The sequence below is a fragment of the Dechloromonas sp. ZY10 genome, assembly GCF_041378895.1.
In the GTDB taxonomy this organism is placed as follows: Bacteria; Pseudomonadota; Gammaproteobacteria; order Burkholderiales; family Rhodocyclaceae; genus Azonexus; species Azonexus aquae.
The window spans coordinates 3,205,067-3,218,068 of sequence record NZ_CP144212.1 but is presented as its reverse complement, the minus strand read 5'-3'; the positions used below and the strand labels follow the sequence as shown (position 1 = coordinate 3,218,068).

At 62.8% G+C, this 13,002-nt stretch carries 14 protein-coding genes and 1 pseudogene; 11 read left to right on the top strand and 4 right to left on the bottom strand.

Annotated elements, in window-relative coordinates:
* The first annotated feature begins 118 nt into the window (after positions 1-118).
* Genes VX159_RS14735 through VX159_RS14720 form a run of 4 tightly spaced genes read left to right on the top strand, consistent with a single transcriptional unit; the run spans position 119 to position 3,725 of the window.
* Entirely contained in the window at positions 119-871 is a 753-nt protein-coding gene (locus VX159_RS14735) for an electron transfer flavoprotein subunit beta/FixA family protein (protein WP_371323631.1), read from the top strand.
* 12 nt (positions 872-883) lie between these two features.
* Complete coding sequence (locus tag VX159_RS14730) at positions 884-1,813, top strand: electron transfer flavoprotein subunit alpha/FixB family protein (protein WP_371323630.1); 930 nt, start codon at positions 884-886, stop codon at positions 1,811-1,813.
* Between the two features lie 13 nt (positions 1,814-1,826).
* A complete protein-coding gene (locus VX159_RS14725; protein WP_371323629.1) occupies positions 1,827-3,464 on the top strand; it encodes an electron transfer flavoprotein-ubiquinone oxidoreductase in 1,638 nt (545 codons plus the stop codon).
* Positions 3,465-3,476: 12 nt separating this feature from the next.
* Entirely contained in the window at positions 3,477-3,725 is a 249-nt protein-coding gene (locus VX159_RS14720) for a hypothetical protein (protein WP_371323628.1), read from the top strand.
* Positions 3,726-3,891: 166 nt separating this feature from the next.
* Here VX159_RS14720 and minE read toward each other — a convergent pair whose 3' ends face one another.
* Genes minE through minC form a run of 3 tightly spaced genes read right to left on the bottom strand, consistent with a single transcriptional unit; the run spans position 3,892 to position 5,791 of the window.
* Positions 3,892-4,146: a cell division topological specificity factor MinE gene (gene minE, locus VX159_RS14715; RefSeq protein WP_371323627.1), complete on the bottom strand. Its 255-nt coding sequence runs from the start codon at positions 4,144-4,146 to the stop codon at positions 3,892-3,894.
* Position 4,147: 1 nt separating this feature from the next.
* Entirely contained in the window at positions 4,148-4,963 is an 816-nt protein-coding gene (minD, locus tag VX159_RS14710; protein ID WP_371323626.1) for a septum site-determining protein MinD, read from the bottom strand.
* A 36-nt stretch (positions 4,964-4,999) separates the two neighbouring features.
* The gene (gene minC, locus VX159_RS14705; protein ID WP_371323625.1) at positions 5,000-5,791 is read right to left on the bottom strand and encodes a septum site-determining protein MinC; all 792 of its coding nucleotides are present in this window, start codon (positions 5,789-5,791) and stop codon (positions 5,000-5,002) included.
* Between the two features lie 111 nt (positions 5,792-5,902).
* On the opposite strand from minC, the gene gpmI reads away from it, so the two are divergent.
* From gpmI to VX159_RS14670, 7 genes and pseudogenes are all read left to right on the top strand, one after another.
* Positions 5,903-7,543: a 2,3-bisphosphoglycerate-independent phosphoglycerate mutase gene (gene gpmI, locus VX159_RS14700; protein ID WP_371323624.1), complete on the top strand. Its 1,641-nt coding sequence runs from the start codon at positions 5,903-5,905 to the stop codon at positions 7,541-7,543.
* A gap of 175 nt (positions 7,544-7,718) precedes the next feature.
* Positions 7,719-8,381 (top strand): annotated as a pseudogene (locus tag VX159_RS14695) (methyl-accepting chemotaxis protein); the annotation flags it as partial.
* Positions 8,382-8,402: 21 nt separating this feature from the next.
* Positions 8,403-8,840 (top strand): CZB domain-containing protein, encoded by a 438-nt coding sequence (locus VX159_RS14690; RefSeq protein WP_371325536.1) that lies wholly within the window; start codon positions 8,403-8,405, stop codon positions 8,838-8,840.
* A 92-nt stretch (positions 8,841-8,932) separates the two neighbouring features.
* Complete coding sequence (locus tag VX159_RS14685; protein WP_371323623.1) at positions 8,933-9,724, top strand: amino acid ABC transporter substrate-binding protein; 792 nt, start codon at positions 8,933-8,935, stop codon at positions 9,722-9,724.
* Positions 9,725-9,781: 57 nt separating this feature from the next.
* A complete protein-coding gene (locus tag VX159_RS14680) occupies positions 9,782-10,435 on the top strand; it encodes an amino acid ABC transporter permease (RefSeq protein WP_371323622.1) in 654 nt (217 codons plus the stop codon).
* A 4-nt stretch (positions 10,436-10,439) separates the two neighbouring features.
* On the top strand, positions 10,440-11,192 hold the full coding sequence (locus tag VX159_RS14675; protein WP_371325535.1) for an amino acid ABC transporter ATP-binding protein: 753 nt from the start codon (positions 10,440-10,442) through the stop codon (positions 11,190-11,192).
* Between the two features lie 170 nt (positions 11,193-11,362).
* Positions 11,363-12,118: a TerC family protein gene (locus VX159_RS14670; protein WP_371323621.1), complete on the top strand. Its 756-nt coding sequence runs from the start codon at positions 11,363-11,365 to the stop codon at positions 12,116-12,118.
* Positions 12,119-12,271: 153 nt separating this feature from the next.
* On the opposite strand, the gene VX159_RS14665 is transcribed toward VX159_RS14670, so the two are convergent.
* A complete protein-coding gene (locus VX159_RS14665; RefSeq protein ID WP_371323620.1) occupies positions 12,272-12,910 on the bottom strand; it encodes a hypothetical protein in 639 nt (212 codons plus the stop codon).
* Positions 12,911-13,002 lie beyond the last annotated feature (92 nt).

The window sequence follows — 13,002 nt, the reverse complement described above, 5'->3', positions numbered from 1 at the left end:
TTGCGGCAACGCAACGGCGTCGTTACATCAAAGACCGCGATATAACGCAAATTCAAGGCATTTTCCGCGCCGCTGCCCGCAGAAGCGGCAGGCGCTGTTTTTGGAAAGGTTGGCAGACATGAAAATTCTCGTTCCCGTGAAGCGGGTGGTGGATTACAACGTCAAGGTTCGCGTCAAGGCGGACGGTTCGGGTGTGGATCTGGCGAACGTCAAGATGAGCATGAACCCGTTCGACGAAATCGCGGTGGAAGAGGCCGTGCGCCTCAAGGAAGCCGGCGTTGCGACCGAAGTGGTGGTCGTTTCCTGCGGCGTTGCCGCTTGCCAGGAAACCCTGCGCACGGCGATGGCGATCGGTGCCGATCGTGGCATCCTCGTCGATTGCGGCGATGTCGATCTGCAACCGCTGGCCGTGGCCAAGCTGCTCAAGGCCGTTTGCGCCAAGGAAGCACCGCAACTGGTGATCTGCGGCAAGCAGGCGATTGACGACGACGCCAACCAGGTCGGCCAGATGCTGGCCGCGCTGCAAGGCTGGCCGCAAGCCACCTTCGCCTCCAAAGTCGTGTTGAACGGCAACAGCGCCCAGGTTACCCGCGAAATCGACGGCGGCCTGGAAACCCTGGAAATCAGCCTGCCGGCCGTGGTCTCGACCGACCTGCGCCTGAACGAGCCGCGCTACGCGACCCTGCCCAACATCATGAAGGCCAAGAAAAAGCCGCTGGACACGCTCAAGCCCGCCGACCTCGGCGTAGACGTCGCGCCGCGCCTGACCACGCTGAAAGTCGCCGAGCCGGCCAAGCGCTCGGCCGGCGTCAAGGTGGCTGACGTGGCCGAACTCGTCAGCAAGCTCAAGAACGAAGCCAAAGTGATCTAAGGGGACGCCACCATGACCATTCTCGTTATTGCCGAACACGACAACGCCAGCCTCAAGGCCGCGACCCTGAACACCGTCGCCGCTGCCCAGAAAATCGGTGGCGACATCCACGTGCTGGTCGCCGGTGCCAACTGCGCCGCCGCCGCCCAACAAGCCGCCGCCCTCGCCGGTGTTGCTGCCGTCAAGGTCGCTGATGCGGCTCAATACGCCGACCAGACTGCTGAAAACCTGACCGCGCTGGTGATTGCCAACGCCGCCGGCTACAGCCACATCCTGGCCCCGGCCACCACCTTCGGCAAGAACGTCGCGCCGCGCATCGCCGCGCTGCTCGACGTCGCCCAGATCTCCGAAATCGTCGGCGTCGAAGCCGCCGATACCTTCGTCCGCCCGATCTACGCCGGCAATGCGCTGGCCACGGTCAAGAGCGCCGACGCGGTCAAGGTGATCACCGTCCGTACCACCGCCTTCGACGCCGTCGCCACCGGTGGCGCGGCCGCCGTTGACGCCCTGGGCGCCGCCGCCGACACCGCGCAGAGCAAGCTGCTCGGCCGCGAACTGACCAAGTCCGAGCGTCCCGAACTGGGCGCCGCCAAGATCATCGTCTCCGGCGGTCGCGGCCTGGGCAGTGGCGAGAACTACCACAAGCTGCTCGAACCGCTCGCCGACAAGCTCGGCGCCGCGCTCGGCGCCAGCCGTGCCGCGGTCGATGCCGGCTTCGTGCCCAACGACTACCAGGTCGGCCAGACCGGCAAGATCGTCGCGCCGCAGGTCTATATCGCCGTTGGTATCTCCGGCGCGATCCAGCACCTGGCCGGGATGAAGGACTCCAAGGTGATCGTTGCGATCAACAAGGACCCGGAAGCGCCGATCTTCCAGATCGCCGACTACGGCCTGGTCGCCGACCTGTTCGAAGCCGTGCCGCAACTGGCGGCCGCCGTTTAAGTCGGGAAGCGTCATGCGTACTGATCGCGATGCGATGGAATACGACGTCGTGATCGTCGGTGGTGGCCCTTCGGGGCTGGCTGCGGCGATCCGCGTCAAACAACTGGCGGAAGAAGCCGGCCGCGAGGTTTCGGTGTGCCTGCTGGAAAAGGGCTCCGAAATCGGTGCGCATATCCTTTCCGGCGCGGTGCTTGAGCCGCGTGCGCTGGCCGAGCTCTTCCCCGACTGGCAGGAACGCGGTGCACCGCTGAACACGCCGGCCGGTGAAGACCGCCTGCTCTATCTCAGCGAAGGTGGCTCGTTCAAGCTGCCGACGCCGCCGCAGATGAGCAACCACGGCAACTACATCATCAGCCTCGGCAACCTCTGCCGCTGGCTGGGTGAGCAGGCCGAAGCCCTCGGCGTCGAAATCTATCCCGGCTTTGCTGCGGCCGAAGTCCTCTATCACGAGGACGGTTCGGTCAAGGGCGTGGCCACCGGCGACATGGGGCTGGGCAAGGACGGGCAACCGTCGCACAGCTTCCAGCCGGGGATGGAACTGCACGCCAAGCAGACGATTTTTGCCGAGGGCTGCCGTGGCTCCTTGACCAAGGACCTGTGGGCCAAATTCAATCTGCGCGAAGGCGTCGATCCGCAAACCTACGGCATCGGCATCAAGGAACTGTGGGAGATCGACCCGGCCAAGCATCAGCCTGGCCTGATCGTGCACACCGTCGGTTGGCCGCTGCAGAGCGATACCTACGGCGGCTCCTTCCTCTATCACCTGGAAAACAACCTGGTCGCGGTCGGGATGGTGGTCGGTCTCGACTACAAAAACCCGTGGCTGTCGCCCTACGAAGAATTCCAGCGTTACAAGACGCATCCGTCGATTCGCGCTTACTTCGAAGGTGCCCGCCGGATTTCCTACGGCGCCCGTGCTCTGTCCGAAGGCGGTTACCAGTCGATTCCCAAGCTGACCTTCCCGGGCGGCCTGCTGGTCGGCGACACCGCCGGCTTCCTCAACGTGCCCAAGATCAAGGGCACGCACATGGCGATGAAGTCGGGGATGGTCGCGGCCGAAGCGGTCTTTGCCCACCTCGCCGTTGAAAATGCCGGCAGCGAAGCCACTGCCTACGGCGAGCAGATCAAGCAAAGCTGGTTGTGGGACGAGTTGTATCGAGTGCGCAACATCCGCCCGGCCTTTAAGTGGGGCTTGTGGGGCGCGCTGGCCTACGGTGCCATCGACACCTACGTCTTTGGCGGCAAGGCGCCGTGGACCCTGCATCATCACGAGGATCACACGCAGCTCGGCGACAAGAACAGTCATCCGAAGATCGACTATCCCAAGCCGGACGGCAAGCTGACCTTCGACCGCCTGTCGTCGGTGTTCCTGTCGGCGACCAACCACGAGGAAAACCAGCCCAGCCATTTGCGGCTCAAGGACGAGTCGGTGCCGATCAGCGTGAACTACGCCCGCTTCGGCGCACCGGAAACCCGTTACTGCCCGGCCGGGGTTTATGAAATCCTCGGCGAGGAAGAAGGCCAGCCGCGCTTGCAGATCAACGCCCAGAATTGCCTGCACTGCAAGACCTGCGACATCAAGGACCCGACCCAGAACATCATGTGGACGGTACCCGAAGGTGGCGGCGGTCCGAACTATCCGAACATGTAAGCGAAGATTGCGATGAAACCAGCCTCCGCTCCGATGGGCCGCCTGCTTCCGCGTCTGGCATTGCGGCGCTCGTTTGCCGCGCTGCTCGCGGGGACGTTGCTGTCCGTGCTGGCTTTGCTGCTTGGCGGTCTGGCTGATCTCTGGCAGATGTCGGTGCTCGGTTTTGGCGTACGCCTGCAGGCACTGGCTTTCATCGCGGCAATTTTTGTCATCCTGGTCGTGGTGTTCGGCAGCAATGCCGACGCTTCCTTGCAACGATGAACTGTCTTGACTTCCGGGTCGGGCAGTTGATCGAAACGACCACTCTGCGGGAGAGATAACGGGAGAACAGCAACCGTCATCTCTTTTTTCACGGGGCCTTCGGGCCCCGCTTTTTTTGTCCGGCGAGAACCGGCCGCGCAGCAGCGAACTGCCACGCGGCGCCGATTCAGTCCTTTTCCGGTAGCACGATATTGACTTCCAGGACCTCGTAGCGGTCCTGCTTTTCCAGCGACACGCGGATGTCGTCCTGGTTGATCTTGACGTATTTCGAGATCACTGCGATCAGTTCGCGTTGCAGTTCGGGCAGAAAATTGGCGTTGCCGCCGCCATCGCGTTCGTGGGCGATGATCAGTTGCAAGCGCTCCTTCGCCACCTGGGCGGATTTTGGCTTGTTGCCGAAGAGCAGGGAGAGCAGGGACATCTTACTTGCCTCCGAACAGGCGCTTCAGCAGACCGGGCTTGACGTAGTCGACGAAGCGCAGCGGCCGGGCTTCGCCGAGGAAGCGGGCGATCACGTCCTGATAGGCATCGGCGGCTTCGCTTTCCTTCTGGTGAATGACCGGGGTGCCCTGGTTCGAGGCTTGCAGCACTTCCTCGGACTCGGGGATGACGCCGATGATTTCGACCCGCAGGATTTCCTGGATGTCCTTGTACGACAGCATTTCACCGGCTTCGACGCGGCCCGGGTTGTAGCGGGTGATCAGCAGGTGTTCCTTGACCGGGTCGCGGCCTTCGAGGGCGCGCCGCGATTTGGCCTGGAGGATGCCAAGGATACGGTCGGAGTCACGGACCGAGGAGACTTCCGGGTTGGTCACGACAATCGCCTCGTCGGCGAAGGTCAGCGCCATCACCGCGCCGTGCTCGATGCCGGCCGGCGAGTCGCAGATCACGTAGTCGAAGGCCATGTGTTCGAGTTCCTTGAGGACCTTCTCGACTCCGGCTTCGGTCAGTGCGTCCTTGTCGCGGGTTTGCGACGCGGGCAACACGTACAGGTTATCGCAGTGCTTGTCCTTGATCAGCGCCTGGGTCAGCGTCGCTTCGCCGTTGATCACGTTGATCAGGTCATAGACCACGCGGCGTTCGCAGCCCATGATCAGGTCGAGGTTGCGCAGGCCGACGTCGAAGTCGATCACGGCGGTCTTGAAGCCGCGCAGGGCGAGGCCGGAGGAAAAGCTGGCGCTGGTGGTGGTCTTGCCGACGCCACCCTTGCCGGAGGTCACGGTGATGATGCGGGTCACTTTGGGTTCTCGCTGGGATATGTGAATGGATTAAGTTTATCTGAGGGCGAGCGCTGCCACGGTCAGTTTCATGGCATCGCCGTCCTGGTGCAGGCTGACGACCGCCGGCTGGCGGGCGAGGTCGGCAGGAACTCCGGCCTCGAAGGTACGGTACATCCCGGCAATCGAAACCAGTTCGGCTTCCAGGCTGGTGGTGAAAATTCGCGCCTGCGCATCGCCGCTGGCACCGGCCAGGGCGCGGCCGCGCAAGGGGGCGTAAACGTGGATGCTGCCATCGGCAATCACCTCGGCGCCGGCGCTGACCATGGCGGTGACGATCAGGTCGCCGCCACGGGCATAGACGCGCTGGCCCGAGCGCAGCGGCTTGTCTACGATCATGGTTGCCGGCGCCGGCGCGACGCTGGGGGCCGCAGTGGGCTCCGGCGTCGCGGTCGGCATCGGCTCCGGAGTGGTGGGCGGCGGAGGCGGCTCGGCGGCTTCGCTGCTGCTGCGGCCTGGGGCCCGCCGGGCAAAGGCTTCGGCCGCAGCTTGCGGCAGACCGGCGGCAATGGCGCCGGAAAGCAGCGCTGCGGGCAGTCCATGGACAGCAATCGCATGCAGGCCGGATTCGCTCAACAGTTGTCGCAGCGCCGGCCAGTCGGCACTGGCCGGAAGTTCCCCGGCGGCGCTGAAGTCGAGTACGGCCAGTTCGTCGCCGAAGAAATCCGGCGAGTTGCCGGTTAGTTCCTGCAAGGCTTGCCGCAATGCCGCCACATCCACGGTCGACAACTGGATCAGGATGATTTTCAGGGTCGTGCCCTTGAACTGGATCGGTGCTTCTTTCGGCATGCTGGCGGCGATCTGGCGGCGAACGGAGGTTAATAAAGCGGCAATTATCCCATAGGCCGCAGCAGTGAACGGTAAAATTGCCCCCTTCATCTTCCTTCTCCGTTCTTGTCCATGTTGCAGAAATCCTCCCGTTTTGCCGGCGTTGCCGGTCCGGTCGTGGTCGTCGTGATGGACGGCTATGGCCTGCCCAAAACCGATGTCGGCAGCGCCATCGCCGCCGCCAGGAAACCGACGCTGGACCGCCTTTTCGCCAATTGTCCGAATATCCGCCTGCGCGCACATGGCACCGCCGTCGGGATGCCGTCGGATGACGACATGGGTAACTCCGAAGTCGGTCACAATGCCATCGGCGCCGGCCAGGTCTATGCGCAGGGCGCGGCGCTGGTCGCCAATGCCATCGCCGAGGGCACGTTGTGGGCCGGCAGCGCCTGGCAGGAAGTGGTCGCCGGAGCCAAGGCCGGCCGTGGCGTGGTGCACTTCATCGGCCTCTTCTCCGACGGCAACGTGCATAGCCACATTGATCACCTCAAGGCCATGGTCGTTCGTGCCAAGGAAGAGGGCGTCAAGACCGTGCGCATCCACGCCCTGCTCGACGGCCGCGATGTGCCGGAAACCAGCGCGCTTGACTATGTCGTGCCCTTCGAAGCCTTCCTTGCCGACCTGTCCTCCGGCGGCTTCGATGCCCGCATCGCCTCGGGCGGCGGTCGTCAGTACATCACCATGGACCGCTACGACGCCAACTGGCCGATGGTCGAAAAAGGCTGGAAAACCCACGTTCTCGGACAAGGCCCGCAGTTCGCCAATGCCACTGCTGCGGTCAACGGCCTGCGCGAGCAAAATCCCGGCACCATCGACCAGGATCTGCCGGAATTCGTGATTGCCGAGAACGGCCAGCCGATCGGCACGATCGAAGACGGCGATGCGGTCGTCTTCTTCAACTTTCGTGGCGATCGCGCGATTGAAATCACCCGGGCCTTTGTCGAGGCCGAGTTCAAGGAATTCGACCGCATCCGTGTGCCGAGCGTGACCTACGCCGGCATGCTGCAATACGACGGCGACCTGCAACTGCCCAAGCGCTTCCTGGTGCCGCCGCCGGCGATCACCAACACCTCGGGCGAATGGTTCAGCAAGGCCGGGATTACCCAGTTTGCCTGCTCCGAAACCCAGAAATTCGGCCACGTTACCTACTTCTGGAACGGCAACCGCTCCGGCAAGTTCGCCGGCGAAACCTATCTCGAAGTACCGAGTGACGTGGTGCCCTTCGAACAGCGCCCGTGGATGAAGGCTGCCGAGATCGCCGACGCGATGATCGCTGCGATCCAATCCGGTGAATACAAGGTGTTGCGTTGTAATTTCGCCAACGGCGACATGGTCGGGCATACCGGCAATTTCGAGGCTGCACGGATGGCGGTCGAGGCGGTTGATCTGTCCTTGGGGCGCCTGCTCAAGGCGGTCGAGGCGGCTGGCGGGGTTGCGCTGATCACTGCCGATCACGGTAACGCAGACGAAATGTTCGAACTGGACAAGAAGACCAAGCAGCCGGCACAGAACAAGGATGGTAGTTTCAAGGCCAAGACCGCCCACACCCTGAACCCGGTGCCCTTGCTCCTTGCCGATTACGCGACCGGCGGCCAGTTGACTCTGGTGCAGAGCGAAACGGCAGGTCTTTCGAATATCGCTGCGACGGTAGCCAATCTGCTGGGCTACGAGGCGCATCCGGCCTGGGACGAAAGCCTGCTGCGCCGTCTCTGACCGTCTTCGGCGATTCTCCTGGAAGGGCGACCCGGGCAACCGGGTCGCCCTTTTTGTTGCCGGTCGGGAAAAACAATTGACGCCGCATGGTGACGAGTCTGTGACACCAAGGTTACAAGGAGGGATAATTTCGGGTTAACCAATTAGTCGTAGTGTTTCCTCGAAGGAGTAGCGGATGTTCTGGAGCAAGGCCAGGGAAGTGAGCGAATTGCAGGCGCAGCTTGCCCGTCTCGAGCAGGAAAAACAGGTGCTGCAAGCGAGCAATGCGAGCTTGCAGGAGCAGTTGGCCGAGCAGTCCGCAGCTTGGCGGACCAAGGAGTTCGAATGCGATACCCTGCGTCAGATTTTGCGTCACCTGTCGGCATTCAGCGATACTCTGGGCGGTTCGCAGCAAAGCCTTGGTTCGATGGCGGCGGTCTTGCGCGATGAGCGGGCCCAGGCGGTGCAGGCGGCAGCGGCTTCGGTAGCCAGCGGCCAGGTCACGACCGAGATTGCGGCCAGCCTGCAGCAACTGGCCAACGACTCCTCTGCGGCGGCCGGTGCCGTGGGTAGTCTGGCCAATCAGGCCGAGCAGATCGATGCGATTGTCCAGTTGATCCACGATATTGCCGATCAAACCAATCTGCTGGCGCTGAATGCGGCGATCGAAGCGGCCCGTGCCGGCGAGTCCGGGCGCGGTTTTGCCGTCGTCGCCGACGAAGTGCGCAAACTGGCCGAGCGTACGGCCAAGGCGACGCGCGAAATCTCCGAACTGGTTGCCGGAGTGCGTCACAACTCGGTCGCCGCCAAGGCCGCGATGGACGGTTTGTCGTCCGCAGCCGGCGGTTTCAGCTTGCGCGGCACGGCTGCCACCGAGGGCATGGCCGAGGTGGTCGGGCTGGCGCGGCGCATGGAGCAAGTGATTGCCGGCGGTGCGCTGAACAGTTTTGTCGAAGTCGCCAAGGTTGATCACCTGGTCTTCAAATTCCGTATTTACATGGGGCTCTTCGGACTGACCAATCTCGCCGCCTGCGATGTTGCCGCGCATACCGGTTGCCGTTTGGGCAAATGGTATTACGAGGGCGAAGGGCGCGAATGCTTCAGCAAGTTGCCCGGGTATCGCGAGCTTGAGGCGCCGCATATCGAAGTGCACCAGGCCGGGATCGCTGCGCTGAATGCGCGCGATCAGGGTGATGTGCAGCAGATGCTGCGCCACGTCGAAAGCATGGAAGCGGCGAGCTTCAAGGTCATCGCCTGTCTCGACAAGATGGCGGAAGGGGCAAAAAACGACCCGGCACTGCTGTGCCATATCGAGTAGTTAAGGGTTTTCCCTGATGCCGTGGGCGAGTGTTCGGGGGAAAATCGATCCTTTGCACATTCGCTTGTGCCTTTTTTCGGATTGCTGACCAGATGAAAAAGACGTTTTCCCTGCTGGCGCTGGCCCTGGTGGCCGGCTTGTCCCTGACTGCTTGCGGCAAGAAGGAAGAAGCACCGGCAACCGCCGCTCCGGCGCCGGCCAGCAAGATTGTGGTCGGTCTGGACGACAACTTCCCGCCGATGGGCTTCCGCGACGCCAAGGGGAACTTGGTTGGCTTCGACATCGATCTGGCACGCGAGGCGGCCAAGCGCCTCGGTGCCGAAGTCGAATTCAAGCCGATCGACTGGAATGCCAAGGAAGCCGAACTTGGCGGCAAGCGCGTGGATGTGTTGTGGAATGGCCTGACCATTACCGAGCCGCGCAAGGAAAAGATTGCCTTCACTGCGCCGTATCTCGAAAACCGCCAGATCGTGATCGTCGCCGCCAATTCGCCGGTCAAGGCCAAGGCCGATCTGGCTGGCAAGGTGGTTGGCGTACAGGAAGGCTCCAGCGCGGTCGAGGCCATCGACAAGGATGCTGCCGGCAAAACGCTGAAGGAACTGAAAAAATTTGGCGATAACGTGACTGCGCTGATGGACTTGTCTACCGGCCGTCTCGACGCGCTGGTGGTCGATGAGGTGGTCGGTCGTTATTACACTGCCAAGAAGCCGGGCGAATACGTGATCCTCGACGAGCATTTCGGTACCGAAGAATACGGCGTCGGCGTGCGCAAGGACGATGCCGAGTTGCTCGGCAAGATCCAGAAGGCGATGGACGAGATGAAGAAAGACGGCGCTGCTGCCCGCATTTCGACCGAGTGGTTCGGCAAGAACATCGTCAAGTAAACTCCGGGCCCCGCGCATAGCGGGGCCCGTCTCCCGTCCTGCGGGCGGGGAGCAAGCATGGATTACTTCCTACAGATACTCGGGCCATTGCTCGATGGCACGGGCGTCACGCTGCAGGTCTTTACCCTGACGCTGTTGCTGGCGGTGCCGCTGGGCTTGAGCCTGGCCTTGCTGCGCCTGTCGCGCTGGCCGCTGGCGCGGACGCTGGTGGGCGGCTATGTGTGGCTGATGCGCGGCACGCCGCTGATGCTGCAGATGCTGTTCATCTATTTTGCGCTGCCTTTCGTGCCGGTGATCGGCATTCGCCTGCCCGATTTCCCGGCAGCGATTCTCGCCTTCGTGCTCAATTACGCGGCTTATTTTGCCGAAATCTTCCGCGCCGGCATCCAGTCGATCGGCAAGGGGCAATACGAGGCGGCGCAGGTGCTGGGCATGAGCCGGGCGCAGACGATGCGGCGGATCATCCTGCCGCAGATGGTCAAGCGCATCCTGCCGCCCTTGAGCAATGAAACGATTACCCTGGTCAAGGACACCTCGCTGATCTACGTGCTGGCCATGAATGATCTGCTGCGCGCTGCGCGCGGCCTGGTCCAGCGCGATTTTACGACCATGCCCTTCGTTGTTGCCGCTGCGTTCTACCTGCTGATGACCCTGGTGCTGACCTGGGGCTTTGCCCGCCTGGAGAAGAAATATGCCGTCTACGACGACTGAGCCGATGCTCGTCGCGCACGACCTGCACAAGCGCTTCGGCGAGCATGAGGTGCTGCGCGGCGTCTCGCTGACGGTGGGCAAGGGCGAGGTAATCGCGGTGATCGGGCCGTCCGGCTCGGGCAAGAGCACCTTCCTGCGCTGTCTGAACCATCTTGAAAGCATTGATCGCGGCGAAATTCGTATCGCCGGCGAAACCCTGGTCTGCGGCGATGGACAAGGCCATTGTCGTTACGCGCCGGAAGTCGAGGCGCGGCGGATCTGCCGGCGGATGGGGATGGTTTTCCAGCACTTCAACCTGTTTCCGCATCTGACCGTGCTGCAGAACCTGATCGAGGCACCGCTGACGGTCAAGGGGATGAGCCGTGCCGAGATCGAGCCGCTGGCCGACGAATTGCTGCGCAAGGTCGGCCTGTTCGCCAAGCGCGACGCCTATCCGTCGCGCCTGTCCGGCGGCCAGAAGCAGCGGGTGGCGATTGCCCGGGCGCTGGCGATGGCCCCCGACATCATGCTCTTTGACGAGCCGACCTCAGCGCTCGACCCTGAACTGACCGGCGAAGTGCTGCGCACCATGCGTCAGTTGGCCGATGAGCACATGACCATGCTGGTGGTCACGCACGAGATGAGTTTTGCCCGCGACGTGTCCACCCGCACCATCTTCATGGACGGCGGCGAGATTGTCGAAGCCGGGCCGCCGCAAGCCTTGTTCGGGCAGCCGCAGCAGGCCCGCACCCAGGCTTTCCTGCGCCACATGCTGTAAGCCGCCGCCGGCTTTTTGCCGTTTTCCACGGTCGACCGTGGTTTTCGGTAAAAAGCCGGGGGCGTTGTGCTCTCTCCGGTTTTTTCGAAGCATCTTTTCCCGCTCCGGTCTGGTGATGGCCTAGGGGATGCCCCTACAATCGCGACTTCATTCTTTCGCGGATGCCCGCCATGCTCGAACTGCTGACCTCGCCCGAAATCTGGATCGCCTTTTTCACGCTGACTGCGCTGGAACTGGTCCTCGGGATCGACAACATCATTTTCATCTCCATCCTGGTCGATAAGCTGCCACCGGAAAAACGCGAAGTGGCACGCAGGATCGGTCTGTTCCTGGCGATGTTCATGCGCATCGCGCTGTTGCTGGTCTTGTCGTGGATCGTCGGCCTTACCGAGCCGGTGCTGACGCTATTGGGCCACGGGATTTCCGGGCGCGATCTGATCCTGATCGGCGGCGGCCTGTTCCTGATCTGGAAAAGTACCGGCGAAGTGCACCAGTTGCTGGAAGGCGAGGAGGGCGAGGAATCCCGCAAGGTCGCCTCGACCTTTGCCGGGGTCATCGCCCAGATCATCGTGATCGACCTGGTCTTTTCGCTCGATTCCATCATCACGGCGGTCGGCATGGTCAGTCAGGTCGGCGTGATGATCGCTGCGGTGGTCGCTTCGGTCGGGTTGATGATGCTGTTTGCCCGCCATATCGGCGAGTTCGTCTCAAATCATCCGACGATCAAGATGCTGGCCTTGTCCTTCCTGGTTGTCGTCGGCGTGGTCCTGATCGCCGACGGTTTCGGCCACCATGTGCCGAAGGGCTATATCTACTTCGCGATGGCCTTCTCGGTCGGCGTCGAGATGCTCAATATCCGGATGCGCAAGAAGACGGCGAAGCCGGTCGAGCTGCGCGAACCCTATGTCCGGGAAGCGGGCGAATAAGCGCGCTGCCGTCAGAAGCAAATGCCAAACGCCGCAGCGATGCGGCGTTTTTCATGTGCGTCCGGAACGGGGAAATTTCTACGGAACGGGCAACGGTTGCGGCCCGGTCCACGGTCCACCGGCCCCAGGCTCGTTTTTCCGGCCAACCTGGAACTAGCGTTGCCAGGCACAACCCTGCAGCGTTTGTCCGTTGTGCTTCAGTTGTGCTGTCCAGCCAAACACGGCTTCGGCGGCGGGGTCCTGGCACAGCTTGCGTTCGAAGCGTAGTTCGATCTGCTCGTTGCCGGCCTGGGCTGCAAAATGGACGTGATCGCCATCGCGCTGGAACTCCTGGTGCGGCCAGATGCGGTCTTCGTTCTGGCCTTCGCGCTTCAGCGTGACCCGGTCGCCACCGGCGGCGAGCAGCCAGCCCGGCATCTGCCCGGCAGCCCGCCAGCTTTCCTCGGCGCCGCCCGGTTGCTGGCAGCGGCCGTTGGTCCGCGCCAAATTGAGCGCGCTGGCCTTGAGCGCGATGCCTTCGACACTGCCGACCAGTTCGACGTAGAGCTTCTGGCCCTGGTCGAGGCCGACCTGCTGCAGGCCGCGGGTGACCGCCTTGTCCGGCGAGACGTCTTCGACCAGCGCGTAGCTGCGGTCGCGGCAGGGCGCGAAGAGAATCTTGTCGCCCTGCTTGACCAGCAGGCCGTAGGCCAGCTTGGGTGCGCTCGGCGGCGGCGGTGCTTCCGGCTCATCGGCCAGGCTGGAGAGCGGCAGCAGACAGCTGGCGAGGAGCAGGAGGAAGTGTTTTTTCATGCCAATAATCCGATGCGAGATCGCGGGATTGTGTCGCGCCGGCGCCGCGGCGCATTTGATACAGGTAAAAAGGCGGTGGGAAACAGATCGAA